This window comes from Salinigranum marinum, assembly GCF_024228675.1.
In the GTDB taxonomy this organism is placed as follows: Archaea; Halobacteriota; Halobacteria; order Halobacteriales; family Haloferacaceae; genus Salinigranum; species Salinigranum marinum.
The window spans coordinates 1,554,812-1,581,200 of sequence record NZ_CP100461.1; the positions used below are offsets into that span (position 1 = coordinate 1,554,812).

The window sequence follows — 26,389 nt, forward strand, 5'->3', positions numbered from 1 at the left end:
TCCGTTCGTGGAACGAGAAGTATTGGCGCGGTGTCGGCATAAGCTTCGTCTCCCCCGACGACCATACTGTCACGGGTCCTGGACGGCTCTCAGAACGCCGCCAGCAGGTTCATCACGTAGACCGTCCGGAGCATCGAGGCCGCGTCCCCGGGTTCGAAGACGAGCTCGTCCGTCGCGCGGACGTGGTCGAGGACGGCCGTCGAGGAGTGTTTGGGGGCCGCACCGATACCGCAGTCGTTCTCCGCGGCCCACTTCATCACCCGAAGGTCGGACTTCGAGTCGCCCATCATGATCAAGAACGGGTCCTCGATGCCGAGCACCTCCAGGGCGGCCTGGACGCCGCGCGGTTTGTTGAGTTCCAGCGAGCCGATCTCGGCCGCGTCCGCGTGGTAGTAGGCGACGTCGACCCGCTCGAAGATCTCGGCCACGGCGTCGGGAACGTCTTCGAGCGTGCGGTCGACCGACTCGCCCTCGCTCACCAGGACGTTCTCGATCTCGGGATCGGTGCCGGCGAAGTACGCCCGGGCGAGTTCGGGCCCATCCGTCGACACCGCGTCCGTCGTCTCCTCGACCGCCCGGCCGAGCAGGTCGAGGAGGTAGACCATCGCGCGGTCGATGATACGCTCCGCGTCGGGGGAGCCGACGTCGAAGTTCGGTTTGAGCGTAATGTTGAACTCGTTGCCCTGCAGGTGTGTGCCCTGCGCCACCTCGGCAGGCGCTTCCGAGAGGACCCGCGAGCGGACCCGGTCGAAGACCCCGATCATCTCCGGGTCGAGTTCGTCGTACAGGAGCCGTTTCGTCTCTGAGCCGTGCCCCGGAGTGAACACCCCCGTCCCGGTCTCGTAGACGATGCTCACGTCCGTCGAGTGGACGATCTCGTTGCCGAGTCCCTGGATGAGAAACCCCTTGACGTTCTCCAGGGTCTGTCCCGTGCAGATGACGATCGGGACGCCCGCCTCGTGGAACTCCGTGAGGACGGACAGCGTCTCGCGCGGGATCTCGTTGTCCGTGCTGCCCGCCGAGCGGAGCGTCTCGTCGACGTCCAACACGAGCACGTTCACCGCACGCCCGTACTTCGAGTAGAGATCCAACCCGGTGAACGCCTGGTCGCGGTTCGCCGTGGCCGCCACCTCGGCGAGCGTCTCGCCGTCGTCGAACGCCTCCCGCACCTCGTCTTTGCGCTCGGCGAGTTCGTCCGTGGCGTCCTGCCAGTAGTCGAGCGCGACGCGGGAGTCGACCGCGGGGAAGACGTCGACGAACGTCTGGAGGTCACGGATCGCCCCCGTGTCGAAGTCCTGGTAGAGGCGGTAGAGGAGGTCGTACCGTTCCATGCGAAGGGAAGAGTCAGCGGACGGAATAAATCCGTGGGTACACTCAGCGGTTCCCGAAAGACCGGCTCAGCTTCACGTGAGGTATCGGTTCAACAGCAGCCAGCGTCGCCGCCAGAACTGTCTCGCCATCGAGACGGCCACGACGACGAGGAACAGCACGGGCCAGAGAACGTCGGGGATCGCGACGATGCCTGGCGCGCCGAGTTCGCCGGCGAGAACGACGAGCATCGACACGACCGCGATCGACCGGTAGTAGCTCATCCACGTGATCCCGTACGGGGAGACGACTTCGAGGTACAGCGTCACCGCCTCGGCGCCGTCGTCGAGAGCCACGGTCTTCCTGCCCGCGTCGTACTCGACCACCTCGTACTCGTCCAGTTTCGGGAGGTGCGTCTGGATGAGCGAGTTGTAGACGCTGTCGCGCGCGCACCGGGGCGGCGGCGACTCACCCGTCTCCTGCTCCGCGATCCGCTCGGACAGGCCTCTGACCGTCAGCTGGCCCGCGCGCGAACACAGCTCTCGGATGACTCCTCGTCGTCGTTCGTTCCGGAGCAGGTCGAAGATCTCCTCGCTGCTCACGTGCGCTCCTCCACTCCCAACGCCGATCGATGTCCCCCATCTCATACACTCTTGTTGAACAGTCAGTACCCTATACATGATCTAGCAGACGGAACGTATGCCGGTCCCAGTGGCTGCGTAGCGTCCCCTTTCCGGGCTGTTAATCGAGAGTTTAGCGGTCGACAGGGGTACCCAGATCCCATCCAATCGGCCGTTATGTGGCCGATCGTGTAATTACTGAATACAATAAGGTTCAATGAGCTAACTGGCTCGCGACGAGCCTGAACGACGATGGCAGACGACAACTCAGACAGCAAGGTCACGCTGTCACGACGGAAGGCCCTCGCCGGAATCGGGAGCATCGGACTGGCCGGTGCGCTCGGTGTCGGGGGGACGTACGCACAGTTCAGCGACACTGAAGACAGAGCGGTCACGTTCACTGCTGGCGGCCTCGACGGTACGCTTGAGTGGAGTGGCTCTTACAACGGTACTGAGGTCGGAAGTGGCGGTGAGTTCTCGTCGGCAATCACTGTCGACAGCGACCTCGAAGCGTCGGGCTACAACGGAAGAGCAGTTCCGATTGACGTTCACTTCGATGACGTGAAGCCTGGCGACTACGGCTGTGTCAATTTCAGCCTCACGGTCCAAGACAACGAGGCCTGGGTTGCCTCCGGCATCAACGTCGTGGACAACTACGACTACAAGAACTTCGAGCCTGAGATGGGTGCAGACGACGATGTGTCGTCTACCAACGTGGACCCGGAGACGGGTGACCTCACGTCGCAGAGCGATGCTGCAATGGTCGATGGCGAGGGTGAACTCGCTCAGAACATCTGGGCACTCCCGTACTACGACAACGACGCCAGCTGCTCGTTCTTCGACTCGAACGGGTTCACCGGTCAGTACCAAGGTGCAACGCCGACTGGATTCTGGTCGAACGCGCAGCCCAAAGACGATAGCGGGTTCACTGCGCAGGGTCAATTCGATGCAGATACCCTGCCCGGAAATCTCGACGGAATCGACCCGAGCATGGAATACTACCTCGCTCCGCGAAACCTGCTCGACATCTCGCAGAACCTCAACGCGATTGGGACTGCGCTCTGGAACGATGACGATATGACCATCGGATACCAGACCGCCAGCGGGGGCCACGCAAGCCTCGCTAAAGGGTCTGTCATGCTCGATGGAAATCAGGGAGACTCGGGCAACAACACGCAGAGTGTCGCACCGCTCAAGCCGGGCGACACACTGAATTTCGGGTACGACTTCCACATCCCGTTCGGTGTCGGTAACGTGATTCAGGGAGACCGCTGTTCTATCAAGCTGGACTTCCAGTTCATCCAGAGCCGTCACACGGAGGCTCCTGACTTCACGTCGTACGCGCCAGATGGAACGCACACGTCCTAAACTCCATGATCCGCAGGGCGGCTAAAACGGTCGCGGTGCTCGCCCTGCTGATAGTGGTAGCTGCACTGCTCGCGAACGCGTTCCCTGCTGCCGTCGGAGCGGACTACTCGTTTGTCGTCCAGTCCGGCAGTATGGAGCCGGCGATTCCGACTGGATCGGTCGTCTTCGTCAAGGACGTGCCGGCCGAGCGAATCGACGAAGGCAACGTAATTACCTTCGCGGACGCACGAGGTCAGCCGACCACTACCCACAGAGTCGTCGAGAAACACCAGGCCGACGACTCGATCAGGTTCCGGACAAAGGGAGACAACAACGAAGATCCCGACCCCGAGCCGGTCTACAGGAGCGAGATCGTCGGGGTGGTCGCCTTCTCGATCCCCTACTTGGGATACCTGACGGCGTTCGCGAGCACGAAGACGGGGTGGATCCTCTTCGTCGTCGCTCCGGTGACGCTCCTGATCACGTCGGAGCTGTGGGAACTGTACGAGTCACTCGAAGTAGTGGACGGTGAAACAGATGAGTAACGAATCCGAAATCACACGACGGAAGCTGCTCGCGAGTGTCGCCGTCGTCGGTGCCGGCTCGGCACTCGGTGGGGCCGGCACGCACGCCGCACTCTCCGATCGCGAGGAGGCGACGGCGTCGTTCCAGGCGGGTCGAGTGATCCTCAAAGTGAGCCCCGAGACCCAGGAGTTCGGGCCATGACGGAGACAGCCGACTCAACGCCGGAATCGACACCGGAACCGACCGACGAGTCGACCGACACGCCGGAGCAGACGGACGATTCGACGGAGACGCCGGAGTCGGCTGAGACCGACACGCCGGAACCGGCCGAGACCGACACGCCGGAGCCGACCGAGACCGACACGCCGGAGCCGACCGAGACCGACACGCCGGAACCGGCCGAGACCGACACGCCGGAACCGGCCGAGACCGACACGCCGGAGCCGACCGAGACCGACACACCGGAGTCGACGGGTCAATCGACGGAGACGCCGGAGTCGACCGAGACCGACACGCCGGAACCGACCGAGTCCGAAGCCGAAACGGATCAAGGCGATGAGCCTGGAGCGGTGTCGAGCGACGAGGCTTCCGGCAACCGTTCGGAGGAGTACGTCGCTGACTGGGAGGTTTCGAACGAGGGAACAGTGGACGCCGATCGTCTACTGTTGACCCGACTCTCCGTCGATGTCCGGGGGCTCAACGGCTCGACCCGCGAGGAGGCGCTCAAGTCGGCGCGGATCACCCTCGCCAGGTACGAGGGCGACGACGTGTCGGAGGTCCCCGGAACGCTCTGGGCGCTGGCCCGGGTGCTCGACGAACGCGACATCGAACTCGGCTCCGGCGAAGACGGACCGGAGCTCCCGGCACGCGAAGCGAAGGTTCGGACCTTCGAACTCGGCGTCCGATTCGACTACTCGGGACTCAGCGGCACCGGTGGCTACTCTGTCGCCGCCTCGCCCGAGTTCACGATCGAGCAGTCGTAGTCCCACGACGGTTCACGGTCCACGGTTCGACTCCGTGGGTGGGACCTGAGGTGTGAACGCATGGAACTGAGCCGACGGACGGTGCTGACATCACTGGGACTGATCGGTGGGGGTGCCACACTCGGTGGTGTTGGAACCCGGGCGCTCCTCAGTGATACCGAGGAGGTAGTGACGACGTTCTCGGCCGGCGAACTCGACGTCGAACTCGACTGGCAGGCGATCCACAACGGCACGCAGGTCGACTCGATGTCGCCGACCCAGACCGACGGCGAGGTGGCCGCAGCCTTCGAGGACGTCAAGCCGGGAGACACCGGCTGTTTCAGTCTACGCGTTCACAACGACACGAACCCCGCGTGGGTGTGGCTCGCGGTCGAGATCGACGACGAAACCGAGGGCGATCCCGATCCAGTCGACGAGACCACGTGCACGACGGTCGGCAAGATCGAGAACTACGACGGCGACACGTTCGACACCGTCGAGAACGGGCGTCAGGTCGACCCTGGTGTCTACGAGTTCGGCGTCGACGGTGAGACCGTCACGGTCGAGGTGACGATCACGGAAGAGAAGCCAGAGTCCGGCAAAGCCGACGAGGCGGTCGCGTTCACCGCCGAAGTGATCGAGGGCTCCTACGGACTGTGTGCCGTCACGGTCAAGTCGAGCACGACCACCGACACCACCACGTTCGACGACTGCACGGTCTCGACCGACGAGATCAGGACCCCGGCGACGAACGAGCAGGGAATCGAACAGGGCATCAGTTTCGTCGAGTTCGCCGTCTGTGAGACCGAACAGTCGACGGGGTCGAATCACACCGACCTGGCAGACGAGATCGTCGTCGATCTCTTCTGGGACGACGACCGAGACTGTGAGCTCGATTCCGACGAGACCTCGCTCTTCGAGGACGAGGCACTCAGTGATCTAGTGGACCGAACCGACGAGGCGGCAGGAGGGGTCAGGCTCGACAGCTTTCGGACCGGGACGAGGACCCTCTCCATCCGGTGGCGACTGCCTTTCGAGGTCGGAAACGAGATACAGGGTGACGAGATCGAGCTGTCGTTCTCGATCTACGCCGAGCAGCGTCGCCACAACGACGACCCGGAGAGCCCCTGGAGTTGACGGGGTCGTGGCCGTGGCTCGGCGTCCAACTCGGTCGGCGTAGCGTTTCTCGCACCCCACGGCAGCCGCGACTGACGAACGGCACTCGGGTCGGACGGGTCGGACGCGCTCGCGAGGGAAATCCTGATACCGCGTCTCGTCATAGGCGGAGGCATGACAGACTGGACAGATCGGATCGTCGGCGACCGGATGACGGTCGATCGGGAGTTCAACGACCGTGTGATGGCCTCGGAGTTCGAGAGCCAAGAGTGGAGCCTCATCATGACCGCCGCGGAGTTCGACATCGAAAACCCCGAGGATCCCGACGCCGCCCGGATCGTCGCCGACACCGAGAAGCTCGAAGGGATGATGCCCCACATCGAGGAAGCGAGCAAGCGGCAGCGCTCGATGGCCGGCGGGTCGCCGGGGTCGGGATCGGACGATGGCGGCGTCTTCGACACGGTGAAGAGCGCGCTCGGGCTCGGAAACGGCCAGGGGGACCAGGAGGCCAAACTCGCCGCGGCCGAACGACTCGTCCAGGAGTACGCCGACGAACTCCAGTCACACCTCGAAGCGAACGGGAAGTGGGAGCAGGTCCGCCAGTCGTACGACGGTTAGTACTCGTCCCCGGTGTGAAATAGCGTCAGTTCGCTCGCGCGGTAGATGTTGATGAGTTCGTTGATGATCTCGTCGTACTCCTCGTCTTCGACGCGGAGGTTGTCGAGGCGCTCGACCGTCTCGTCGTCGAGGCTAATCTGTGCCATAGCTAATACGAAACGGCGAGCGATCTTAAATCCACCAGCGTTTCCGGAGTCACGAGAACAGTCGCTTCAGCCGGGCGAACAGGCCCTTCTCGCGGTCGCCGCCCCGTCGCGACGGCTCCGCCGCCCCTGTGTCCGCGTCCGCATCCGCGTCCGCGTCGTCGCCGTCGCGGTCATCACTGCCCGTGGTCGTCCCCGCACCGTCCTCGACGAGTCGCTCGGCCTCCCGGATGACGCCCGCGGCGTCGTTGACGCCGTCTTTCACCGTCTTCTTGACGAGGGGCTTGCCCTCGAACCGGTCGCGCTGGACGGCGGTGTCGGCCGTGATGATAACGGCGTCCGCGTTCGCGATGTCGTCGGCAGTGAGTTCGTTCTGCGCGCCCATCGATCCCTGTACCTCGACTTTGATCTCGTGACCCAGCTCCTCGGCGGTCGTTTCGAGGTTCTCCGCGGCCATCTGGCTGTGTGCGATGCCGGTCGGACAGGCGGTGACCGCGACGAGCTTCACTGTTCGCCCGCCTCCCGACGCAGGCGATCGATCGCTTGCTCCCTCGTGCTGGCACCGGCGACGGCCTCCGCGCGCTCGCTCGCCGTGGCGGTGTCGACCTCCGCGACGCGCTGTTTCACCGCCGGCACGGTCACGGCGCTCATCGACAGTTCGTCAAGTCCGAGCCCGACGAGTAGCTCCGTCAGATCGGGATCACCCGCCATCTCGCCGCACATGCCGACCCAGCAGTCGGTCCCGTCGGCCGCGCGGACGGTCTCGCGGATCGCCCGGACGACGGCCGGCTGACGGAAGTCCCTGAGTTCGGCGACGCGCTCGTTGCCGCGCGCGGCGGCCATCACGTACTGCGCGAGGTCGTTCGTGCCGATCGAGAAGAAGTCGACCTCGCGGGCGAGGTCCGACCCCATGAAGACGGCGGCGGGCGTCTCGATCATCACGCCGAACTCGGGGTCGGCGTGATCGGTGTCGTCGGTCACGAGATCGGCGGCGACCGCGTCGAGACGCTCGCGGGCCGCTCGCACCTCCTCGACGGTCGAGACGAGCGGGAGCATGACCGCCAACCGGCCCGCCCCGTCGGCGGCCGCCCGGAGGAGTGCGCGCAGTTGCGTCTCGAACAGGTCCGCGTCACCCCCGAGTGACCGTCTGATCCCCCGGTCACCGAGGAACGGGTTCTCCTCCTCGGGGAGATCAAGGTACGGAACGGGTTTGTCGCCGCCGATGTCGAGGGTTCGGACGACGACGCGACCCTCCGGGAAGGCGTCGAGCGCGTCGCGGTAGGCCTCGTACTGTTCGTCCTCCGACGGGGGCGTCTCGCGGTCGACGAAGAGGAACTCCGAGCGGTAGAGGCCGACGCCGTCGGCACCGCGAGCGACGGCGGCCTCGATCTCGGCGGGCCGGCCGACGTTCGCGGCGACCTCGATCTCGACCCCGTCGGCGGTCGCGACCGGTTCCGCCCGGATCGGGGCGTCGACGCCGCCCGTCGCCGCGGATTTGGTCTCCTCGGTCGGATCGACGACGACCTCGCCCGCGTCGCCGTCGACTACGACTTCGGTTCCGTCCTCGACGGCGGTGAGTTCGTCACCGACGCCGACGACGGCCGGGAGCGCGAGCGAGCGGGCGAAGATCGCCGCGTGCGACGTCCGGCCGCCAGTGACGGTGACGAACCCCGAGACGACCTCGGGGTCGAGCTGTGCCGTGTCCGAGGGCGTGAGCCGCTCGGCGAACACGACGCTCCCCTGGGGGAGCGACCGCAGATCGACCCGCCGGCCACCGGTGAGCACGCGGAGCAGGCGGTCGCGCACGTCCCGGAGATCGTCCGCGCGCTCGGCCATCCGCCCCTCCATCCCCTCGAACTGCTCGATCGGGCCGGCGAACGCCTCCCGGACCGCGTGTTGGGCCGGCAGGCCGTCGGCGACCGCCGCCGCGACGCCGTCTTCGATCTGGGGGTCCCCGAGGAACTGGAGGTGTGCGCCGAACACTTCGGCCTCCGCCTCGCCGACGCGCTCGCGGGTCTCCTCGCGCTCGCGTTCGAGTTCCGTATGGGCGGTCTCGCGCGCCTCGCGGAACCGGGCCAGTTCGGCCTCCTCGTCGATCGACTCTGGCGGTTCGCCGAGGTCGGTCGCTTCCGCGGGACGGTACCACACCACCCGTCCCACGCCGGCGAGCGGCGTCGCGCCTTCGCCGCGGAGGCGGCGTTCGGAGGCGGCGTTGCTCATCCGGACACCGCCTCCTTCAGCGCGCTGCGGACGCCCGCGACGGAGTCGGCCGTGCGAAGCGAGTCGCGGACCGACTCGTGCATGAGCGCCCGCGAGAGCGAACTCAGGATCTCGAGATGTTCCTCCCCGCCCTCGGCCGGCACGAGGAGCATGAACAGCAGGTGTGCCGGTTCGTCGTCCATCGCGTCGAAGTCGATGCCCGCCTCGGAGCGGCCGAACACGACCGCCGGCTCCGACACCGCGGTCGTCTTCGCGTGGGGGATGCCGATGCCGAATCCGACGCCGGTCGTCGCCTCCTCCTCGCGCTGGAGCAGGTCGGCGAGCGCCTGTTCGCGGTCCTCCACGCGGCCGGCCTCGACCGCGACGTCGAGGAGGAACTCGATACACGCCTCCTTCGACGCGGGTGGATCGGCGAGCGTTACCAGTTCGGGCGGTGTCAGGCGGTCGATGTCGGTTGGGTCGATTGTCATTGGCTTCGTGATCGGGTGGGTCTGTCAGTCGTCACGTCCGCGGCGGGTGACGGCGCGACGACGGCGGACGGGAGCCGTTCGTCTCGACGGGGCGGTGCGAGGTCGGGGTCCCCTCATCTCTCGCTTCTGTGGCGCTGGCGACGGCGGCCTTGCCGGGGTCGAAACACACGTTCTGTCGACGACGGATCCCATACTACATCACGATCGTTCGGCGTACTGTGCAAAAATATTTTTGGATATGATTGTTTTTGATTGAAATGTGTGAAGCAATAATGTGCGACACATCCAGCCCCGGAGGCCTCACGGTCTGGGTTCGCGCGCGCCCCGCCCGGAAGTCCGGGGTTCGCCCGCTCGGGGAGACCTGTCGGTGGCTCAGATGGTCGACCGTCGGGAGTCGACACGGACGCGTCGGCCGCCTCGAAGGGGACGTTACTCGGCGATCACGACGGAGACCTCCGACGCCTCGAACCGGTCGTGGTGGTCGGGGATCGGCGCGTCCGTAATGAACACGTCCACGTCGTCCAGGTGGGCGAACTGGACGAAGCTCTGCCGCGACAGCTTCGACGAGTCCGAGACGAGCACGACCCGCTTCGAGCGCTCGACCATCAGCTGTTTCATGCGGGCTTCGTCCTCGTTCGGCGTCGTCAGGCTCCCGTCGTCGTGGATCGCGTTCGTCCCGAGAAAGAGCAAGTCGAAGTTCAGTCGCCCCATGAACGACTCCGCCGTCGGGCCGACAAGCGCGCGGGTTCGCCGACGGAGCGTTCCGCCGGTGAGCTTCACCTCGTTCTCTTCCTTGCCGAGTTCGACCGCCAGCCGCGGGGAGTTCGTCACCGCGAGGAACGACCCGTCCTTCGGGGCCGCGCGGGCGACCTCCATCGTGGTCGTTCCCGAGTCGAAGAAGACGACCGACCCGTCGATGATCTCGTCGATCGCGTGGTCGGCGATGGCCCGCTTGGCGTCGAGGTTCTGGATCTCGCGCTGGTCGTACGTCTGCTCCCCGCCGACCGACATGACGGGGACCGCCCCGCCGTGGGAGCGGTCGACGAGCCCGCGCTCTTCGAGTTCCGTGAGGTCGCGGCGGATGGTGGCCTTCGAGACGTCGAGCGCGCTGGCGAGTTCGTCGACCGACTGGCCGCCCTGTTCGGTCACCCGTTCGGCGATCCGTCGTCTGCGCTCTGCCGGTAACATCGTTTGGGGTTGCTCGTTCGTGTGTCGGTCCGCGTCCTTCTTAACGATTACCCGGTCCGAACGCGCGTGTCGGTGTTTGTTTCGACCCGCGAGTCCTGGAACGTATACTCGGGTGGACTGGAGGGTCGGCTCAGTCCAGTCGGGAGAGCACCGCGGCGGTCACGTCGTCGGTCGAGGCGTCGCCGCCGAGGTCGGGCGTCCGCGGTCCCTCGGCGAGGACCGCTTCGACCGCGCCGTTCACCGCGTCGGCCTCGTCCGTGTACCCGAGCGAGTCCAAGAGCATCGCCGCCGAGAGGATGGTCGCCGACGGGTTGGCGACGCCCTGTCCCGCGATGTCGGGGGCCGTCCCGTGGACGGGCTCGAAGAGCCCGCGGTCGGGACCGAGGTTCGCCGACGGGAGCAGTCCGAGCCCGCCGACGAGCCCCGCCGCGAGGTCCGACAGGACGTCGCCCGCGAGGTTCGGGCAGACGATGACGCCGTACTCCTCGGGGTGGAGACACAGGTGCATGGCCAGCGCGTCCATCAGCGCGTCCTCGGTCTCGACGCCGCGCTTCTCGGCGACCGTCTCGACGGCCTCCTTGAACCGCCCGTCGGTCTCCCGCATGACGTTCGCCTTGTGTGCGACGGTGAACCCCTCGAAATCACCCTCCTCGGCGTATTCGCAGGCAAAGCGCGCGAGCCGCCGCGACGCCGACCCCGTGACGACCCGGGTGAGCGTCGAGACGTCCTCGGTCAGCCGGTGTTCGTGGCCGCCGTAGACGCCTTCAGTGTTCTCACGGAGGAAGACGAGATCCGTCTCGGGTTTGAGCGCGTCGACGCCCGGATACGCCCGCGCGGGACGGACGTTGACGAACGAGCCGACGGCCCGCCGAAGCGGGATGACGACGTCTGCGGCGGTCTCGCCGGCCGCGCCGAACAGCGTGGCGTCGGCGGAGGCGGCGAGGTCGAACGTTTCTTCGGGGAGGGCCTCGCCCTCCGATTCGCGGACGTGGTCGCCCGCCCGCGCCTCGATGAACTCGAAGTCGCCGACTGCCTCCAGCACCTCGCGCGCGGCCGGGACCACTTCCTGTCCGATACCGTCACCGGGAACCACGACGATTTCGTCGGTCATGCTTACCCAGGTGTGCGGCCCCGTGATGAATGGGTCGGTCCGTGCGCGGGCGCGTCTGACGGGTGACCGACTGAGACTTATGCGTGGGGGCGTCGACTGACGGCGTATGCACCGCCGATGGCGGACACGGGCGACCGCTCACCGGACACCGTCGCGGTCACCGGAGGCAGGCCGACGATGAGCGAGGAACCCACCGAATCCGACGGGGAACCGGGGAACCGGCACGTCTCGATCGAGATCCTCGAACCCCCGGCACCCGACGGAACGCCGGCGCTCGATCCGGAGACCCGCGTCGATACGATGGTCAAAGATCGGCTCCTCCCGACGGCCAGACTCGAAGACGGCCGCTACGTCGCGTGGTGGTTCGACACCGACGCGCCCGAGCCGTACGACCCGGCGACGAGCGAGTGGGTCGTCGCACCGACGCGGTTTCTCGCCGCGGCGACCTTCCGCGAGTTGACGGAGGACCCCGCCCGGTTCGACGAGCTCGTCGGCGGCGAAGAAGAGCCGGCGTAACCCCTTCAGCCCGCCCGAAGGATCGGATGGGCTCTTCTCGCCGTCAGGGATCGAGCGGATCACGGCGGGCGTCGAGTGAGTCGATCGTGAACTGTCGGCGCCACGAACGACGGCCACGGCGACCACGGTGACGCCGTGAGCCCGTCAGGTCAGGATTCGAGTTCGAGATACGGGAGCGAGCCCGCCAGGTCGCGCACGGCGTTCTTGTTCGAGCGCATCAGCGCCGTGGTGTCCCACTCGCCGTCGACGAGCGCCTTCCGCTGTGCGTCGTCGACCGTGACGTCGACCACGGTGTCCCCGTAGGTGACCGTCTCGGCCGCGACGTCGACCTCGATCTCGGCGTGCGGGTTCTCGTCGACGAACGCCTGGATGGTCTCGATCGTCTCCGAGTCCGCGGTGACAGTCGGGATGCCGAGCGCGAGGCAGTTGCCGGCGAAGATCTCGGCGAACGATTCGCCGATGACGGCGTCGATGCCCCAGCGCATGAGCGCCTGCGGGGCGTGTTCGCGCGAGGAGCCACAACCGAAGTTGGCGTTGACAACGAGTACCGAGGAGTCCTGGAACCGCTCCTCGTTGAACGGATGCTCCTTCGGTGTGTCGTCGTCCTCGTACCGCAGGTCGAAGAACGCGAACTCGCCGAGGCCGTCGAAGGTGACGACCTTCATGAAGCGCGCCGGGATGATCTGGTCGGTGTCGATGTCGTTGCCGCGGATCGGAACCCCACTCCCCGACACGTAGTCGACCTCTGGGATCTCGACGTCGCTCATGCGACCACCTCCAGAGCGTCGCTCTGGCGTACTCGCATTCGCTCGCGTCGCTCGCTCATGCGACGGCCACCTCCTTGAGGTCGCGCACGTCAGTCACTTCCCCTTTGATCGCCGCGGCGGCGACCATCCGTGGGTTCATCAGCACCGTGCGGCCGTCCTTCGACCCTTGCCGGCCGATGAAGTTCCGGTTCGACGACGACGCGCAGGCCTCGTCGCCCTGTAGCTGGTCCTCGTTCATGCCGAGACACATCGAACAGCCCGCGTTCCGCCAGTCGAAGCCGGCCTCGGTGAAGATCTCTTTGAGCCCTTCCTCCTCGGCTGCGCGCTGGACGCGCTGGCTGCCGGGGACGACCATGGCGCGGACGTCCGGGTGGACCTGTCGCCCCTCGACGATGGTGGCGGCGCGACGGAGGTCCGCCAGCCGCGAGTTCGTACAGGAGCCGAGGAAGGCGACGTCGATCTTGTAGCCGTCCATCGTGTCGCCCGGCGTGACGCGCATGTGTTCCTGCGCGCGGCGGGCGGTGTCCTGTTTCGCCTCCGGGAGCTCCTCTGGAGCCGGGATCGGCTCCGTGATGCCGATGCCCTGTCCGGGCGTCGTTCCCCACGTGACGACGGGTTCGAGTTCGTCGCCGTCGATGACGACGACGTCGTCGTACTCGGCGTCGTCGTCCGATCTGACTGACTCCCAGTACGGCTTCAGTTCCTCGAACCGCTCGGGATCGTCTCTGAACTCGTCGGTCTCGGCGAGCCACTCGTAGGTGGTCTGGTCGGGGTTGACGTAGCCCGCGCGGGCACCGCCCTCGATGGACATGTTGCAGATGCTCATCCGCCCCTCCATGCCGAGCGACTCGATGGCCTCGCCGGCGTACTCGTAGACGTAGCCGACACCCCCTTCGGTGCCCAGCCGACGAATGATCTCGAGGATGATGTCCTTCGCCTCGACGCCCGCTCCGAGCTCCCCGGTGACCTCGATCTTGCGGACCTTCTGCTTCTCCATGGCGATACAGCCCGTCGCCAGCACGTCGCGGATCTGCGAGGTGCCGATCCCGAACGCGAGCGCGCCGAACGCGCCGTGGGTCGACGTGTGACTGTCACCACAGACGATAGTCTTGCCGGGCTGGGTGATGCCCTGCTCCGGCCCGATGACGTGGACGATGCCCTGGTTCCCCGTCGTGGGGTCGTCGAACTCGATCCCCGACTCACGGACGTTCTCCTCGAGTTCCGACATCATCTCCTCGGCCGCCGAATCGCCGTAGGGACGCGACTGGTCCGCCGTGGGAACGATGTGGTCGACGGTCGCGTGCGTCAGTTCGGGGAACGCCACCTCAAGCCCACGCTCACGGAGCATCCCGAACGCCTGGGGACTCGTCACCTCGTGGATGAGGTGCAACCCGACGAACAGCTGTGTCTGTCCCGTCGGGAGCGTCGTCACCGTGTGGCGGTCCCATACCTTGTCGTACAGTGTTCCTTCACTCATCAGTACTGTTCCCTGTTACTTGCTCGACCGGTTTGACCCCGTCGGTGGTCTGTTCACCGTTTTTGGATCCGCGCGTCCACACCTCGTTCGCCCCGTCGCCGTCGGGGGCTTCGTGGGCGACGTCTCGCATCTCGTCGTCCTCGGTGCCGCCGTCGGCGGCCGCGGGCCCGCGCGCGAAGACGCCGCCGTTCGCGCCGAACGCCTCCCCCGTGTGGGGGTTCGTGTGCTCGATTTCGTCCATTCGTGTCATCGCTACTCTCCCAGTGTGATCTTCTCGTCGTCGGCCGTCTCCTCGTCCTCCTCGTCGGCCCACGCGAACAGCCCACGGAGGCGCGCACCGACCTCCTCGATCTCGTGGTTCTCCTCCTGTGCGCGGAGCTGCCAGTACTTCGGTCGGTTGGCCTGGTTCTCGGTGATCCACTCCTGGGCGAACTCCCCGTTCTGGACCTCTTCGAGGATCGCTTCCATGTTCTCCCGGGCGTGGTCGTCGATGACACGGTCCCCGCGGGTGAGTCCGCCGAACTCGGCGGTGTCGGAGACCGACCCCCACATCGCGCCGAGCCCGCCCTCGTACATCAGGTCGACGATGAGTTTCATCTCGTTGAGACACTCGAAGTACGCCATCTCCTTCGAGTAGCCCGCGTCGACGAGCGTCTCGTACCCCTGTTTGATGAGCGAGGCGATCCCGCCGCAGAGGACGGCCTGCTCGCCGAAGAGGTCCGTCTCGGTCTCCTCGCGGAACGTGGTTTCGACGACGCCGGCGCGCGTACAGCCGATGGCGTGGGCGTACGCCAGCGCCTCCGCTTTGGCCTCGCCGGTTGCGTCTTGGTACACCGCGAGGAGGCCGGGTGTGCCCTCGCCGTTCTCGTAGTTGCGGCGGACGAGGTGGCCCGGGGACTTCGGCGCGATCATGGTCACGTCGACGTCCTCGGGGGGGAGGATCTGGTTGTAGTGGATGTTGAAGCCGTGGGCGAACTGCAGGGTGTTGCCCGGTTCGAGTTCGTCGCTGATGTCGTCGAACACCGCCGGCTGGACCGTGTCGGGGACCAGCACGGAGACGATCTCCGCCTGAGCGGCCGCCTCGACGGGCGTCGCCACCCGGAGGCCGTCGGCTTCGGCCGCCGCGCGCGAGGAGGAGTCCTCACGGAGGCCGACGACCACGTCGATCCCCGAGTCGGCGAGGTTCTGCGCGTGGGCGTGGCCCTGGCTCCCGTAGCCGAGGACAGCGACCGTCTTGTCGTCGATCTGTGAGCGATCCGCGTCGTCGTCGTAGTATACGTCGATGGTGAAGTCTGCGTCTGACATGTGTAGTAGTCGGATAGGTGGGAAACTGTGATTTTTACGTTTCGGTCCCGTTCTGCCTCACTCGTCGGGCCAGTGTTTCGCTGTCGCGTTCGCGCCCGCCTCCAGCGCGGCCGTCCCGGTCCGGACGATCTCGCGGACGCCGAAGCGCTCGAACGTGTCGAGCGCGTTCTCGATCGTGTTCTTCGGCCCCGTCACCTCGACCGTGATCGCGTCCGCGCACGCGTCGACGACCCGCCCGTCGTACATCTCCGCGACGGCGGCGATCTGGTCGGGGTGTTCGCCCTCGATCTTGATCAGCGCGAGTTCGCGCCGGACCGCCTCGTCCGTGAGTTCGGTCACCGAGATGACCGGCACGAGTTTCTCTAACTGCTTTTTGGCCTGCTCGATGCCCGGTTCGGGCTCGCGGATGACGAGCGTGATCCGCGAGTACTCCTCGCTCTGGGTCGTCCCGACGGTGAGCGACTCGATGTTGAACTGCCGGCGGGCGAACAGCCCCGAGGCGCGGGCGAGCACGCCCGGCTCGTTGAGGACCAACGCCGAGAGCACCGCCTCGCGGGTGTCGGGCTCGGCCTCGACCTCGGGGTCGATGCGGATGCCCTGGCTGTTGCGTCGCCCCTGTGGGTGGGGCCGCTCGTCCGGTCCAGGGCCTTTCAGTCCCGTCCGGTGGACGTTCTCGGCGGTGTTCGACTCGGTCTCGGTCGTCCGATCGGAGCTCATAGCTGGTCCTCCGAGAGCGCGAACTTGCCGTTGGGTGCGCCCGAGGCGACCATCGGGTAGACGTTCTCGCCCGGATCGACGTGGAAGTCGATGACCGAGGGCCCGTCGTACGCCAACGCCTCCGAGACGGCGTCGACCACCTGATCGTAGTCGTCGACGCGCCAGCCGCGCGCGCCGAACGCTTCGGCGAGGCGGTCGAACTCGGGACACCAGTTGTACTCGGCGGCCATGTGTCGGCCCTCGTAGAAGGCGTCCTGCCACTGTCGCACCATCCCGATGTACTCGTTGTTGAGCACTGCGACGGTGATATCCATGTTCTCGCGCACGGCCACGGAGAGCTCCTGCATCGTCATCAGGAAGGAGCCGTCGCCGTCGAAACACACGACCGAGCGGTCCTCCTGGCCCATCTGGTCCGCGGCGAGGCGCGCGCCGATCGCCGCCGGGAGGCCGTAGCCCATCGTTCCTAGTCCATGAGAGGAGACCCACGTCCGCGGCTCGCGGTACGTCCAGTACTGCGAGGCCCACATCTGGTGCTGGCCCACGCCCGTCGTAACGATCGTGTCGTCGGCGGTGGCCTCGTCGAACGCCTCGACGACGAACTGCGGTTTGAGGGGTTCGTCCGACGGCGCCGCGTAGTCCATCGGGTACTCCTCCTTCCACTGCCCGCACTGCTCGCGCCACTCGCGGGCGTCCGGCGAGTGCTCCATCGCGGTGTCGACCTGGTCGATGACGCGGCCCGCGTCGCCGACGAGCGGGTAGTCCGCGTGGATGTTCTTCGAGATCTCCGCGGGGTCGATGTCGATGTGGAGCACCTCGGCCTCGGGCGCGAACGAGTCGATGCCGCCGGTGAGCCGGTCGTCGAACCGGGTTCCGACCGCGATCAGCAGGTCCGTGTGGGTGATCGCCATGTTCGCGTAGCCGGTGCCGTGCATGCCGGCCCACGACAGGCAGAGCTCGTGATCCTCGGGGAAGCTCCCGATGCCGGGCATCGTCGTCACCACGGGGATGCCGTGATCGATGGCGAACGCGCGGGCGGTTTTGGAGGCGTTGGCCTTGATGACGCCGCCGCCGAACAGCAGCAGGGGCTTCTCGGCGTTCTCGATGGCCCTCGCCGCGACCTTCACGTCCTGCTCGTCGGCCTCCATCTGCGGGTTGTACGTCTTCGGCGGGCGGGCCGGACCGGGTTCGCGGCCTGCCTCGCCCTGCGTGACGTCCTTCGGGAGGTCGACCAGCGTCGGTCCCGGACGGCCCATGCCGGCGAGGGCGAACGCCTCGCCGACCGTATCGCCGACCGTGTCCGCGTCGCCCGCGAAGTAGTTGTGTTTCGTGATGGGCGCGGTGACGCCGATGGTGTCGGTCTCCTGGAAGGCGTCCGAGCCGACCATGTCGCTCGGCACCTGCCCGGTGAGCGCGAGCACGGCGTCCGAATCCATGTTCGCGTCGGCGATGCCCGTGACGAGGTTCGTCGCGCCGGGACCCGACGTGGCGAGACAGACCCCCGGCTCCCCCTTGACGACGCCGTACGCGTCGGCGGCGTGGGACGCCCCCTGCTCGTGGGCCATCATCACGTGGCGGATCGGCGAGTCGTAGAGGGCGTCGTAGACGGGCATGATGGCACCGCCCTGGACGCCGAACGCCGCTTCCACGCCCGCGGCTTCGAGGGCGCGGACCACGGACGAGGCACCGGTGGTCACCGGCGGTCGTTCGTCGTCCGCGTCGTCCGTTCGTGGCTGTTCCTCCGTGTCGGCCGCCCCGTGTGTGGGGTCGTCCGTCTCGGGTGTCGGTGTCGCACGTTCGCTCATGTGTTACGTTTCTCGGCTTGGCCTGATGGGGTGATCGACACACCCCGATGTGTTCGGTGGACGGTACGATCGGCGCGGAGAAGAGTGAGTGAGGGGCCTAGGCAGCCCCTACAATCGACCGAATAGCGGCGGCACCGACCCGGAGAGCGCGTGCGCTCGTCGGCCGAGCGCCGCCTTCGCGGGTGAGATGCCTCATCGTATCGGGACCGATACGCTCGGGTCATAAAACCCTTTCGTGAGCGACGCGGGAGCGACCGCGGCCCCCGGCCGCCACGCGCCCGCACCGGACCGACGCGGACCTGTCGCTCGCGACGTGACGCGAACGAGGCCGGGACCATGTTACGCCCGGACCTCCTCCTCTTCGTCCTCGACGCGGTCGACGCCGACCTCGTCGGCGAACCGCTCCAGTTCGGTCACCGTGACCCGCTGTTTCTCGGCCCCGTAATCCTTGACGCGGCGGGTGATCTCTCTCACCTGAGCGTCGGTCGGCTCGAACCCGGCGTCCACGAGCCGCTTGCGGACCGAGTGCGTCCCCGTGTGCTTGCCGAGGACGAACTCGCGGGAGGCGCCGACCATCTCCGGCGTCATCACCCCCGGCTCGAACGTGCTGGCGTTCTCCAGCACGCCGGCGGCGTGGATGCCGCTCTCGTGGGAGAAGGCGTTGCGCCCCACCACGGGCTTGTTCTGCGGCACCGGGATGTCGCTGGCGGTCTCGACGATCCGCGACAGCTCCGTGATCCGCCGGGTGTCGATGCCGGTGTCGATGCCGTACAGCGACTCGGCGGACATCACGACCTCCTCGTAGGCGGCGTTGCCGGCGCGCTCGCCGATGCCGTTCACCGACACCTGCGCCTGTGCCGCGCCGGCCTCGAAGCCGGCCATCGCGTTCGCGGCCGCCAGCCCGAAGTCGTCGTGTGCGTGCACGTCGATCCGCGCGTCGGTCACGTCGACGATCTCGCCGACCAGGTTCGCCATCCGCGTCGGCGTACACACCCCGCACGTGTCGGGGATGTTGATCCAGTCGACGCCCTCCGCGGAGACGGCCTCGATGATCTCAAAGAGGAACGCCTTCTCCGTCCGGGTGGCGTCCATCGGCGAGAACATGCACTCGACACCCGCGTCTTTGACCCGCTTGACGCTCTCGACGGCGCGCTCGACAGCCTCCGCACGCGAGGCGTGCATCGAGTCCTGCAACTGAACGTCGCTGGTCGAGACGAAGACGTGTACCATGTCGACGCCCGACTCCAGCGCGGCCTCGACGTCCTTGTCGACGACGCGGGCCAGCCCGCAAGTCGTCGTCTCCGACGCCGAAGCGATATCTCTGACTGCCTCGAACTCGGCGTCCGAGTTCACGGGGAAGCCTGCCTCGATGACGTGCGTCCCCATCGCGTCGAGCAGCGTCGCTATCTCTCGCTTCTCGTCGTACGAGAACGAGGTGCGTGGCGACTGCTCTCCGTCGCGGAGCGTCGTGTCGAAAATCCGTACCGTCTCGATTTCAGAAGTGGTTTCCAGTGTGCCCTGGAAGAACTCGACCCGCCGGGGAACCCGACGAAGTGTCCTCCACGTCCATGTTATTGGACATTGTACTTCCTTCCAGACCACGGCCCTACATAAAGGTGTCCTTCCCGTCGTGAGGCGTGCACCGCACCGCAACCAGCCGTATCAGCGGCACAGGCCCTCTCGACGCAGGACGTGTCGTTGCTGTGTGTTTCTCGATCGGAGTCGCCGGCGTCACAGGAGCGGACGCCAGCGTCGCAGGAGCGGACGCCGCCGTCCCGGTCGGTGGTGTCGATCCGCCGTCTCGGTGCGTTTACACTATCGCAGGGCGAAGTGGGCGTATGGCACCTTCGACCGCAAGCGCGCTCGACCAGGCAGCGATCGACGCGTTCCTCGCGAGTCAGCCGACGGGAACCCTCTCGTTCGCGAAAGAAAACGAGTCCTACGCCGTGCCGGTGGGGTTTACCTACGCACCGGAGACCGGGGATATCTACTTCCGACTCGGTTACGCCCCGGGGAGTCGCAAGCGCGAGTATATCGAAGCCACGGACCGCGCGACGTTCGTCGTCGCCGCCGAGACGGACACGGGCTGGCAAAGCGTCGTCGCGCGTGGCAGGCTGGAACACCGAAACACCGTCGAGGATCTCGCGAAACACCGGCTGCCCGGCGAGTCTGTCAGCCAGGCCGACCGCGAACTCGCGATCCCGTTCTACCACGTCTTCGAGGCCCCCGACGAGATGGTGTTCGCGCTCGTCCGTCTCGAGGTGGACGAACTCACCGGCGTCGCGGAAGCCACAGACGACGGTCGAAGCTAGCGCCGTTCTGCGTCGCGGGCGCGTTGTCCCACTTTCAGCGGCAAAGTGTCGCTGTCACACGTGCGCTCGCGGCGGAGACGGATCCCGGAGGCCTCGACGGCGGAGGCGGACTCGGTGTGAGATCGAGGGGTCTGACGTCGAATCGCGAGGACGACACTCGGCCGACCCGTGAACCGCCCGTCGGAACTCCCACGTGAACTGCGCCGAACCCCCATCCGTGTCCATCGCACAACCCGCCTCCGGCGTAGTATCCGACGGGGGGCTGCAGAGACGGTTCGTCCGCCCACGAGGCCCGACAGAACGTTTTTCTCGTGCGACCGCAACCGACCGGTATGAGCGACTTCGACCTCGATCTCCGCGGCGCCGAGGAGTACCTCGACACTGACGACATCGAGGGGAACGTGATACTCGGAATCCTCGACGGCTCGACGCCGCCCGGCGAGTGGACCGCCGCCGTCGAGGGCGGGAGCGTCCTCTTTCTCGCCATCGAAGGGGATCTCAACCAGCTCGCGGCCGGCTTCGCTCGCGACATCAGGGACATGGGCGGGGAGCTGATGCACTTCCGGCGGTTCCTCGTCGTCGCCCCTCCGGGCGTGAGCATCGACACCGATCGCCTCTCCTGAAGTTCATATACCGGTGAGCGGCCACCGGTCACGTGCGCTGACTCCCACCGACGGGCACCGCGCGAAGTGACGGCACACTGCCCGTCGGGTCGCTCGCGTGTCGTCCGTTCGCCCGCTCTTCGGCCGCGGACCTTCGGAGGTGAGTTGCTCTCCCACCAGCGAGCTACGCGTCCGACTCGCCGACGAACGTTAGGACGTGGCCGTCGGCCTCGCGGACGCGAACACCGTGCTCGACCGGCTCGGGGTCGGCGTCGGGGGCGACCGCCCGCGCGGCCCCCGTGGGATCGTCGGCGACGAACCCGAGGTCGACGTGGACGCCGCCACGCGCGTCGGCGATTCCCAACTGCGGTTCCCAGAGTTCGAGGTCAACGGGCCCACGGAGCCGAACTCGGCGACGATCGTCGCCGCGGTCGACGACCTCGAAGCCGAGCGCGCGGTAGCGCTCGACTGCTGCGGGGAGGTCTTCGACCTCCAGGACGACCTCGAAGACACCGACGAGGTCGTCCGTCGACGCGTCGGCGACGGTGCCGACCTCGACGCAGTGGTCGTCCGGATCGTCGACGTACAGCGAGCGCGACCCGCCGAAGTCGAACGCCACGGTGGGGAGCGATGAGAGCCGCGCCTCCCACGTCTCGTAGGCGTCCGCGCCAGTCGCAAAGGCGTAGTGGACGTGGAGCCCGCCCCGTGGAACGCCGCTCGGCCGTCGGAGCACGACCGCGGTCTCGCCGGTCCGGAAGACCACCTCCGTCTCGGACTGTGCGGTCGGTTCGAGGCCGAGGTGTTCGGTGTAGAACGAGCGCGCCCGGTCGAGGTGTTTCACTTCGAGCGCGAGATGTGTGAGCGTGGAGAGCATCACTCTCGTTTCGACAGCCGTCGAGTTATACTGTCGGTCGGTTTCGTCGGCCCGAACCCTCGGTCCGAACCCACTCGCAATCGAACCGACCGAGGCGCTCGGGTCGGATCCGCGGTGTCGAGGCGTCGCGGTGGCCATGGATCCGGCCGACCGCGTCGTGTTCGAGAGCCGGCTCCGGGTTTTTTATGCGCGTCCGGTCCCTCCCTCCGACCATGCCGATGAAGGGCCGCGGAACGGGTCAGTTGCGGGAGATCGACCGGTGGGACGGCGGCGTCGGGTGGCTCGCGCACCCCGAGGAGGGGATGCAGCGCGCGAGCCACGCCCTCGCCGTCGGCAGTTCGGAGCGGAGCTCCGCGGGCAGCCGGACGGAGTCCGGTGACGACGAGGCGTGGGTCGTCGACCCCGTCGACGCGCCGGGGCTCGACGACCTGCTCGCCTCCGTCGGCGACGTCGCCGGCGTCGTGGTCTGTCTCGACCGACACAAACGCGACGCGGCCGCGGTCGCCCGTCGCCACGACGTCCCGGTGTACGTCCCCGACTGGATGACCGGTGTGGCGTCGAAACTCGACGCGCCGACGGAACGGTTCGGGCGCGAGCTCGCTGACACCGGCTACCGCGCCCTGACGATCGTGGACCGGTCGTTGCCCCCGTGGCAGGAGGTCGGGCTCTACCACGACGAGACGGGGACGCTCGTGGTCCCCGAGGCGCTCGGCACGGCGTCGTACTTCTGCGCCCCAGGGGAACCCCTCGGCGTCCACCCGATGCTCCGCCCCGCACCGCCGAAGCGGGCGTTCCGCGGGCTCGACCCCGAGCGCGTGCTCGTCGGACACGGCGAGGGCGTCTTCGACGACGCCGCGACCGCCGTCCACGACGCGCTCGACAACGCCCGGTCGCGGCTGCCCGCCGCCTACGCCAGGGCGTTTCGGGAACTGTTGTAACACGGCAGCTTCGACACGCTTTTTCAGTCCGGAGCCCCTACTAAGCGCGTGTACGGCGAGCGCGACACCTCGACCGCGGACGACGACGACGCCCACGACGGCGACGCCGGTGACGACAACCGGCCGATATACGTCACGAGCGGCCTCCTCGACGTCCTGCTCGACATGAGCGAGAGCGCCGAGCCAGAGCCGCTCAGCGTGGTTCTGACACCGACTCGTGCCGGGGCGTTCGAGGCGGACCTCGGGATCGACGCGGAGACGCCGGTGCTGACGCACTTTTACCTCCCGGAGGCGGGACGGTCCGTCACCGCGGTGTTCGGTCTCGATCTGTCGACGCCGGCGGGGCGGGGCCGGGCGCGCTTCCACGCCCACCCGCAGGGACCGCGCGAACCGACGAAGCGAGACGACTTCGCGGCCGCGGTGCTCGTCGCCGTCCCGCCGTGGGAGCGGATGGCGGTCCGGGCGTACGATCGATCGGGGAACCGGCTCGCACTCAGAGAGATCGACGCGGTGCCGCCGGAGGAGACGCTCGGGGACGTCGCTCCCTGACTACTCGAGGTACCCGAGGTCGACGAGTTGGTCGGCGATCTCTTCGAACTCCGCTTCGGTCAGGCCACCGGTCCGTTCGTACTGGATGACGATACTCCGGAGCAGGAACCGAACGAGATCGCTCGTCGAGGAGAAACTCGTCCCCTCGATCGTCTCGTCGACGCGTTCGGCGAGGTCTTTCGGGATCGAGACCGTTGTGTACTCTGCCATGGTCGGGGAAGGGGGCCGGTGTCGGTTACCGTTTGCGGACCGTCGCCGCCGGAGCGCCGGTTCGGCGACCGGCTTCGGGGGTTTTTCAACGGAGGACCGCGTAGCGAGAGCCAATGGGAGTCAGGCCACCACAACAGGACGGGTCCGACGCAGATCACATCGAGTTCGGGATCGCGGCGCTCGAACCGCACCTCGACGAGCGGATCGACTACCCCGCGACCGGTGAGGAGATCATCAGGTCGATCGGTGACGTGCAGGTGCCGTACGACGCCTCCGGCGGGACAGTCGCGTTGTCGGAGATACTCGACTCGGCCCCCGCGACGACGTACGAGTCCAGGCGGGACCTCCTCGACACGCTGCACCCGGTGTTCGAGGAGTACCGCTCCGCCGCGTCGAACAGCCTCGTGGGCCGGCTCCGCGGCCTGTTGCCGTTCTGAGCCCGACCGGTCGCCCGCCGATCACCGACTCCCGTCTCTCGCCTCTTCGTCACTCCTCTTCGAGCCGCTCCAGCCGCCGCATCTGCTCGCGGTGCAACGAGAAGATGAGATCGGAGAGCACCCCGAACATCAGCAACTGGACACCGAAGAGGATGCCGAGCGCGGAGACGACCGCGATCGCCTCGTGGCCGATACCGCGGGTGAACCACTCGACGCCAACCCAGATCCCGATCAGGACGCCGACGGCCATGGAGAGCGTGCCGATGCTCCCGAAGTAAAACAGCGGGTTGTTCGTCTTCGCCCGTCGGTACAGTTCGAGGAGGATGATACCGCCGTCGCGAAGCGGGCTGAGGTTGGTGTTCGACCCCGACGGCCGGGGGAGGTACGTGATGGGAACGACCATCGTCTCGATCCGGTGTTTCGCGCACTCGACGGCCATCTCCGTCTCGATACCGAATCCCTCCGCGGAGAGCGTCATCTCCTCGAACGATTCGCGAGTAAAGGCCCGGTAGCCCGAGAGGATGTCGCCGAAGTCGGTGCCGTGGATGAACGCGAACGCCCGGTTGAACAGTCGGTTTCCGACCCGGTTCAGCCGCGTCATCGCCCCGTCGTGCATGTCCGCGAAGCGGTCGCCGATCACGTGCTCGTAGCCCTCGTCGAGCGGGGCCACCATCGCGGCGGCGTCCGACGGGAGGTAGGTCCCGTCGCCGTCGACCATCAGCACGTACGGCGCGTCGATGTGGTCGCGGACCGCCTCACGGACCGCCTGACCCTTTCCGTCCGCCGACTGGAGGACCACGTGCGCGCCGGCGTCCCTCGCGGCCTCCCGAGTCCCGTCGGTGGAGCCGCCGTCGACGACGAGCACGTTCTCGAACCCCTCCTCGCGGTAGCCGCTGACGACCTCGCCGATCGTCTCGCTCTCGTCGAGTGTCGGCACGAGAACGCAGACGTCGTCACGATGGGGCATCAACGGCGCTAACGTCCATGTTTTAAATAACACTTCCGCTCTCGCTCCCCTCGTCCGACCGCCGGATGGCCGCTCCCGATGCCACCCACCATAGATATATCCGGGCGACTGTCCAATCAGAACGGGAGTATGTATGCAGTCATCCTCGCGGCAGGTGAGGGGATGCGTCTCAGACCGCTCACCCGCACGAGGCCGAAACCGATGATCCCAATCGCCAACCGTCCCCTCCTCGAACACGTCGTCGAGGCCGTCGCCGACGCGGGTCTGGAGAAGCTGGTGCTCGTGGTCGGCTACAAGCGCGAGCGCATCCAGAGCCACTTCGGCGACGGCGACGACTGGGGGGTGGAGATCACCTACGCCGTCCAGGAGAAGCAGCTGGGTACCGGGCACGCGGTCGAACAGGCCGAGCCACACCTCGACGGGGAGTTCGTCGTCCTGAACGGCGACCGGATCATCGACAGCGCGCTCGTTTCGCGTGTCGCCGACGAATCGACGCCGGCACCCGCGGTCGCCGTCAGCCGGTCGGAGACGCCGAGTTCGTACGGGGTCGTCGAGGTCGACGGCGACCGGGTGGTCTCCGTCGAGGAGAAACCACCGGAGTACGCGGCGCGGAGCGACCTCATCAACGCCGGCGTCTACAAGTTCACGAGCGACGTGTTCGACGCCATTCGGGGAGTAGAGACGCCGGGCGAGTCACCGATCACCGCTGCGCTCGAACGTCTGGCGGCCGAGGGGACGGTCCGGGCGGTTCGCTACGGCGGGCGGTGGCTCGACGTCTCCGAGCCGTGGGACCTGCTCTCGGTGAACGGCAGCGTCCTCGACGAGACCAACGGCCGGATCGACCGTGCGGCCGCCGTCCACGACGCCGCGACCGTGGCCGGTCCGGTCGACGTCGCCGACGACGTCCACGTCCATCCGAACGCGACGCTCCTAGCGGGCTCGAGCCTCGGTGCCAACGCCGAGATCGGCGCGAACGCCGTGGTGTCGAACTCGGTGATCCTCCCCGACGCGACCGTCGAGGCGGGTGCCGTGGTCCAGGACTGCGTCGTCGGCTCGAACACCGTCGTCGGGCCCAACTGCACGGTCGAAGGCGGCCTCGCGACCGTCGCGCTCGCGGGCGAACTGTACGAGTCGGTCCGTCTCGGTGCCGTCGTCGGCGACAACGTCACCATCGGTGGCGGGGTGACGCTCGCGCCGGGGACGATCATCGGCAACGGTGCCCGGATCCACGAGGGGACGACGGTCGACGGTCACCTCGAAGACGGCGCGGCGGTCAGGAGGGGCTGAG

31 protein-coding genes are annotated in these 26,389 nt (G+C 67.1%); 13 read left to right on the forward strand and 18 right to left on the reverse strand.

The annotated features are described in order from the left end of the window. Positions 1–89: 89 nt before the first annotated feature. The gene (locus tag NKJ07_RS07575) at positions 90–1,331 is read right to left on the reverse strand and encodes an HAD hydrolase family protein (protein WP_318569978.1); all 1,242 of its coding nucleotides are present in this window, start codon (positions 1,329–1,331) and stop codon (positions 90–92) included. A gap of 72 nt (positions 1,332–1,403) precedes the next feature. Then, complete coding sequence (locus tag NKJ07_RS07580; RefSeq protein WP_318569979.1) at positions 1,404–1,910, reverse strand: DUF7344 domain-containing protein; 507 nt, start codon at positions 1,908–1,910, stop codon at positions 1,404–1,406. 270 nt (positions 1,911–2,180) lie between these two features. On the opposite strand from NKJ07_RS07580, the gene NKJ07_RS07585 reads away from it, so the two are divergent. The 6 genes from NKJ07_RS07585 (at position 2,181) to NKJ07_RS07610 (ending at position 6,496) form a co-directional block, all read left to right on the forward strand. Continuing rightward, entirely contained in the window at positions 2,181–3,296 is a 1,116-nt protein-coding gene (locus NKJ07_RS07585; RefSeq protein ID WP_318569980.1) for a SipW-dependent-type signal peptide-containing protein, read from the forward strand. 5 nt (positions 3,297–3,301) lie between these two features. Continuing rightward, positions 3,302–3,820, forward strand: a complete 519-nt coding sequence (locus NKJ07_RS07590) for a signal peptidase I (RefSeq protein ID WP_318569981.1) — start codon at positions 3,302–3,304, stop codon at positions 3,818–3,820. Beyond that, positions 3,813–4,001, forward strand: coding sequence for a TasA family protein (locus tag NKJ07_RS07595; protein WP_318569982.1), 189 nt, complete (start codon positions 3,813–3,815; stop codon positions 3,999–4,001). Before NKJ07_RS07590 ends, NKJ07_RS07595 begins: the two co-directional genes overlap by 8 nt. Continuing rightward, the gene (locus tag NKJ07_RS07600) at positions 3,998–4,783 is read left to right on the forward strand and encodes a hypothetical protein (protein ID WP_318569983.1); all 786 of its coding nucleotides are present in this window, start codon (positions 3,998–4,000) and stop codon (positions 4,781–4,783) included. Before NKJ07_RS07595 ends, NKJ07_RS07600 begins: the two co-directional genes overlap by 4 nt. Positions 4,784–4,843: 60 nt before the next feature. Further along, positions 4,844–5,899, forward strand: a complete 1,056-nt coding sequence (locus NKJ07_RS07605) for a SipW-dependent-type signal peptide-containing protein (protein ID WP_318569984.1) — start codon at positions 4,844–4,846, stop codon at positions 5,897–5,899. 153 nt (positions 5,900–6,052) lie between these two features. Then, positions 6,053–6,496, forward strand: coding sequence for a DUF5799 family protein (locus NKJ07_RS07610; RefSeq protein ID WP_318569985.1), 444 nt, complete (start codon positions 6,053–6,055; stop codon positions 6,494–6,496). Here the strand turns inward: NKJ07_RS07610 and NKJ07_RS07615 are convergent. The 6 genes from NKJ07_RS07615 to NKJ07_RS07640 form a co-directional block, all read right to left on the reverse strand. Then, entirely contained in the window at positions 6,493–6,642 is a 150-nt protein-coding gene (locus tag NKJ07_RS07615; RefSeq protein WP_318569986.1) for a DUF7557 family protein, read from the reverse strand. The two genes, NKJ07_RS07610 and NKJ07_RS07615, sit on opposite strands and share 4 nt — an antisense overlap. Before the next feature lie 49 nt (positions 6,643–6,691). After that, the gene (locus tag NKJ07_RS07620; RefSeq protein ID WP_425504734.1) at positions 6,692–7,147 is read right to left on the reverse strand and encodes a PTS fructose transporter subunit IIB; all 456 of its coding nucleotides are present in this window, start codon (positions 7,145–7,147) and stop codon (positions 6,692–6,694) included. Then, a complete protein-coding gene (gene ptsP, locus NKJ07_RS07625; RefSeq protein WP_318569987.1) occupies positions 7,144–8,859 on the reverse strand; it encodes a phosphoenolpyruvate--protein phosphotransferase in 1,716 nt (571 codons plus the stop codon). Before ptsP ends, NKJ07_RS07620 begins: the two co-directional genes overlap by 4 nt. After that, the gene (locus NKJ07_RS07630) at positions 8,856–9,329 is read right to left on the reverse strand and encodes a PTS sugar transporter subunit IIA (RefSeq protein WP_318569988.1); all 474 of its coding nucleotides are present in this window, start codon (positions 9,327–9,329) and stop codon (positions 8,856–8,858) included. The genes ptsP and NKJ07_RS07630 overlap by 4 nt, the downstream gene beginning before the upstream one ends. 429 nt (positions 9,330–9,758) lie before the next feature. Further along, positions 9,759–10,517 (reverse strand): HTH-type transcriptional regulator GlpR, encoded by a 759-nt coding sequence (gene glpR / locus NKJ07_RS07635; protein ID WP_318569989.1) that lies wholly within the window; start codon positions 10,515–10,517, stop codon positions 9,759–9,761. A gap of 130 nt (positions 10,518–10,647) precedes the next feature. Continuing rightward, the gene (locus NKJ07_RS07640) at positions 10,648–11,628 is read right to left on the reverse strand and encodes an isocitrate/isopropylmalate dehydrogenase family protein (protein ID WP_318569990.1); all 981 of its coding nucleotides are present in this window, start codon (positions 11,626–11,628) and stop codon (positions 10,648–10,650) included. Positions 11,629–11,805: 177 nt separating this feature from the next. Here NKJ07_RS07640 and NKJ07_RS07645 point away from each other — a divergent pair, with 177 nt between their 5' ends. Continuing rightward, complete coding sequence (locus NKJ07_RS07645; RefSeq protein WP_318569991.1) at positions 11,806–12,144, forward strand: hypothetical protein; 339 nt, start codon at positions 11,806–11,808, stop codon at positions 12,142–12,144. 149 nt (positions 12,145–12,293) lie between these two features. Here the strand turns inward: NKJ07_RS07645 and leuD are convergent, their stop codons facing one another. From leuD to NKJ07_RS07680, 7 genes are all read right to left on the reverse strand, one after another. After that, complete coding sequence (gene leuD, locus NKJ07_RS07650; RefSeq protein ID WP_318569992.1) at positions 12,294–12,911, reverse strand: 3-isopropylmalate dehydratase small subunit; 618 nt, start codon at positions 12,909–12,911, stop codon at positions 12,294–12,296. A 55-nt stretch (positions 12,912–12,966) separates the two neighbouring features. Then, entirely contained in the window at positions 12,967–14,388 is a 1,422-nt protein-coding gene (gene leuC, locus NKJ07_RS07655; protein WP_318569993.1) for a 3-isopropylmalate dehydratase large subunit, read from the reverse strand. Next, positions 14,381–14,638, reverse strand: coding sequence for a DUF7989 family protein (locus NKJ07_RS07660; protein WP_318569994.1), 258 nt, complete (start codon positions 14,636–14,638; stop codon positions 14,381–14,383). Before NKJ07_RS07660 ends, leuC begins: the two co-directional genes overlap by 8 nt. Before the next feature lie 2 nt (positions 14,639–14,640). Continuing rightward, positions 14,641–15,693: a ketol-acid reductoisomerase gene (gene ilvC, locus NKJ07_RS07665; protein WP_318569995.1), complete on the reverse strand. Its 1,053-nt coding sequence runs from the start codon at positions 15,691–15,693 to the stop codon at positions 14,641–14,643. Between the two features lie 57 nt (positions 15,694–15,750). After that, positions 15,751–16,410 (reverse strand): acetolactate synthase small subunit, encoded by a 660-nt coding sequence (ilvN, locus tag NKJ07_RS07670; RefSeq protein ID WP_318569996.1) that lies wholly within the window; start codon positions 16,408–16,410, stop codon positions 15,751–15,753. Then, entirely contained in the window at positions 16,407–18,212 is a 1,806-nt protein-coding gene (gene ilvB / locus NKJ07_RS07675; RefSeq protein ID WP_318569997.1) for a biosynthetic-type acetolactate synthase large subunit, read from the reverse strand. Before ilvB ends, ilvN begins: the two co-directional genes overlap by 4 nt. Before the next feature lie 339 nt (positions 18,213–18,551). Next, complete coding sequence (locus tag NKJ07_RS07680; RefSeq protein WP_425504749.1) at positions 18,552–19,787, reverse strand: LeuA family protein; 1,236 nt, start codon at positions 19,785–19,787, stop codon at positions 18,552–18,554. A gap of 263 nt (positions 19,788–20,050) precedes the next feature. On the opposite strand from NKJ07_RS07680, the gene NKJ07_RS07685 reads away from it, so the two are divergent. Both NKJ07_RS07685 and NKJ07_RS07690 read left to right on the forward strand, forming a co-directional pair. Further along, positions 20,051–20,524: a pyridoxamine 5'-phosphate oxidase family protein gene (locus NKJ07_RS07685; RefSeq protein WP_318569999.1), complete on the forward strand. Its 474-nt coding sequence runs from the start codon at positions 20,051–20,053 to the stop codon at positions 20,522–20,524. 332 nt (positions 20,525–20,856) lie between these two features. Continuing rightward, positions 20,857–21,147, forward strand: a complete 291-nt coding sequence (locus NKJ07_RS07690; protein WP_318570000.1) for a DUF5779 family protein — start codon at positions 20,857–20,859, stop codon at positions 21,145–21,147. A gap of 163 nt (positions 21,148–21,310) precedes the next feature. On the opposite strand, the gene NKJ07_RS07695 is transcribed toward NKJ07_RS07690, so the two are convergent. Beyond that, complete coding sequence (locus NKJ07_RS07695; RefSeq protein ID WP_318570001.1) at positions 21,311–22,000, reverse strand: VOC family protein; 690 nt, start codon at positions 21,998–22,000, stop codon at positions 21,311–21,313. Between the two features lie 212 nt (positions 22,001–22,212). Between NKJ07_RS07695 and NKJ07_RS07700 the strand changes: the two genes are divergently transcribed. Both NKJ07_RS07700 and NKJ07_RS07705 read left to right on the forward strand, forming a co-directional pair. Next, positions 22,213–22,938, forward strand: coding sequence for a hypothetical protein (locus NKJ07_RS07700; protein WP_318570002.1), 726 nt, complete (start codon positions 22,213–22,215; stop codon positions 22,936–22,938). Positions 22,939–22,986: 48 nt separating this feature from the next. Then, positions 22,987–23,487 (forward strand): JAB/MPN domain protein-containing protein, encoded by a 501-nt coding sequence (locus NKJ07_RS07705; protein ID WP_318570003.1) that lies wholly within the window; start codon positions 22,987–22,989, stop codon positions 23,485–23,487. On the opposite strand, the gene NKJ07_RS07710 is transcribed toward NKJ07_RS07705, so the two are convergent. Then, positions 23,488–23,697: a ribbon-helix-helix domain-containing protein gene (locus tag NKJ07_RS07710; protein WP_318570004.1), complete on the reverse strand. Its 210-nt coding sequence runs from the start codon at positions 23,695–23,697 to the stop codon at positions 23,488–23,490. Between the two features lie 113 nt (positions 23,698–23,810). Between NKJ07_RS07710 and NKJ07_RS07715 the strand changes: the two genes are divergently transcribed. Next, a complete protein-coding gene (locus NKJ07_RS07715) occupies positions 23,811–24,134 on the forward strand; it encodes a DUF5789 family protein (protein WP_318570005.1) in 324 nt (107 codons plus the stop codon). 49 nt (positions 24,135–24,183) lie between these two features. On the opposite strand, the gene aglJ is transcribed toward NKJ07_RS07715, so the two are convergent. Then, entirely contained in the window at positions 24,184–25,101 is a 918-nt protein-coding gene (aglJ, locus tag NKJ07_RS07720) for an S-layer glycoprotein N-glycosyltransferase AglJ (protein ID WP_318570006.1), read from the reverse strand. A 129-nt stretch (positions 25,102–25,230) separates the two neighbouring features. Between aglJ and glmU the strand changes: the two genes are divergently transcribed. Further along, positions 25,231–26,388, forward strand: coding sequence for a bifunctional sugar-1-phosphate nucleotidylyltransferase/acetyltransferase (gene glmU / locus NKJ07_RS07725; protein WP_318570007.1), 1,158 nt, complete (start codon positions 25,231–25,233; stop codon positions 26,386–26,388). Position 26,389 lies beyond the last annotated feature (1 nt).

Excerpts from the sequence above, each read along its gene's own strand:
- NKJ07_RS07695 (WP_318570001.1), bottom strand. The coding sequence starts at position 22,000 with ATGCTCTCCACGCTCACACATCTCGCGCTCGAAGTGAAACACCTCGAC.
- NKJ07_RS07610 (WP_318569985.1), top strand. The coding sequence starts at position 6,053 with ATGACAGACTGGACAGATCGGATCGTCGGCGACCGGATGACGGTCGAT.
- NKJ07_RS07645 (WP_318569991.1), top strand. The coding sequence starts at position 11,806 with ATGAGCGAGGAACCCACCGAATCCGACGGGGAACCGGGGAACCGGCAC.
- NKJ07_RS07615 (WP_318569986.1), bottom strand. The coding sequence starts at position 6,642 with ATGGCACAGATTAGCCTCGACGACGAGACGGTCGAGCGCCTCGACAAC.
- NKJ07_RS07590 (WP_318569981.1), top strand. The coding sequence starts at position 3,302 with ATGATCCGCAGGGCGGCTAAAACGGTCGCGGTGCTCGCCCTGCTGATA.
- NKJ07_RS07630 (WP_318569988.1), bottom strand. The coding sequence starts at position 9,329 with ATGACAATCGACCCAACCGACATCGACCGCCTGACACCGCCCGAACTG.
- ptsP (WP_318569987.1), bottom strand. The coding sequence starts at position 8,859 with ATGAGCAACGCCGCCTCCGAACGCCGCCTCCGCGGCGAAGGCGCGACG.
- NKJ07_RS07595 (WP_318569982.1), top strand. The coding sequence starts at position 3,813 with ATGAGTAACGAATCCGAAATCACACGACGGAAGCTGCTCGCGAGTGTC.
- NKJ07_RS07715 (WP_318570005.1), top strand. The coding sequence starts at position 23,811 with ATGGGAGTCAGGCCACCACAACAGGACGGGTCCGACGCAGATCACATC.
- ilvN (WP_318569996.1), bottom strand. The coding sequence starts at position 16,410 with ATGAGCTCCGATCGGACGACCGAGACCGAGTCGAACACCGCCGAGAAC.
- NKJ07_RS07640 (WP_318569990.1), bottom strand. The coding sequence starts at position 11,628 with ATGACCGACGAAATCGTCGTGGTTCCCGGTGACGGTATCGGACAGGAA.
- NKJ07_RS07605 (WP_318569984.1), top strand. The coding sequence starts at position 4,844 with ATGGAACTGAGCCGACGGACGGTGCTGACATCACTGGGACTGATCGGT.
- glmU (WP_318570007.1), top strand. The coding sequence starts at position 25,231 with ATGTATGCAGTCATCCTCGCGGCAGGTGAGGGGATGCGTCTCAGACCG.
- glpR (WP_318569989.1), bottom strand. The coding sequence starts at position 10,517 with ATGTTACCGGCAGAGCGCAGACGACGGATCGCCGAACGGGTGACCGAA.
- NKJ07_RS07575 (WP_318569978.1), bottom strand. The coding sequence starts at position 1,331 with ATGGAACGGTACGACCTCCTCTACCGCCTCTACCAGGACTTCGACACG.
- NKJ07_RS07700 (WP_318570002.1), top strand. The coding sequence starts at position 22,213 with ATGCCGATGAAGGGCCGCGGAACGGGTCAGTTGCGGGAGATCGACCGG.
- leuD (WP_318569992.1), bottom strand. The coding sequence starts at position 12,911 with ATGAGCGACGTCGAGATCCCAGAGGTCGACTACGTGTCGGGGAGTGGG.
- leuC (WP_318569993.1), bottom strand. The coding sequence starts at position 14,388 with ATGAGTGAAGGAACACTGTACGACAAGGTATGGGACCGCCACACGGTG.
- ilvC (WP_318569995.1), bottom strand. The coding sequence starts at position 15,693 with ATGTCAGACGCAGACTTCACCATCGACGTATACTACGACGACGACGCG.
- NKJ07_RS07690 (WP_318570000.1), top strand. The coding sequence starts at position 20,857 with ATGAGCGACTTCGACCTCGATCTCCGCGGCGCCGAGGAGTACCTCGAC.
- ilvB (WP_318569997.1), bottom strand. The coding sequence starts at position 18,212 with ATGAGCGAACGTGCGACACCGACACCCGAGACGGACGACCCCACACAC.
- NKJ07_RS07600 (WP_318569983.1), top strand. The coding sequence starts at position 3,998 with ATGACGGAGACAGCCGACTCAACGCCGGAATCGACACCGGAACCGACC.
- aglJ (WP_318570006.1), bottom strand. The coding sequence starts at position 25,101 with ATGCCCCATCGTGACGACGTCTGCGTTCTCGTGCCGACACTCGACGAG.
- NKJ07_RS07585 (WP_318569980.1), top strand. The coding sequence starts at position 2,181 with ATGGCAGACGACAACTCAGACAGCAAGGTCACGCTGTCACGACGGAAG.
- NKJ07_RS07660 (WP_318569994.1), bottom strand. The coding sequence starts at position 14,638 with ATGACACGAATGGACGAAATCGAGCACACGAACCCCCACACGGGGGAG.
- NKJ07_RS07710 (WP_318570004.1), bottom strand. The coding sequence starts at position 23,697 with ATGGCAGAGTACACAACGGTCTCGATCCCGAAAGACCTCGCCGAACGC.
- NKJ07_RS07685 (WP_318569999.1), top strand. The coding sequence starts at position 20,051 with ATGGCACCTTCGACCGCAAGCGCGCTCGACCAGGCAGCGATCGACGCG.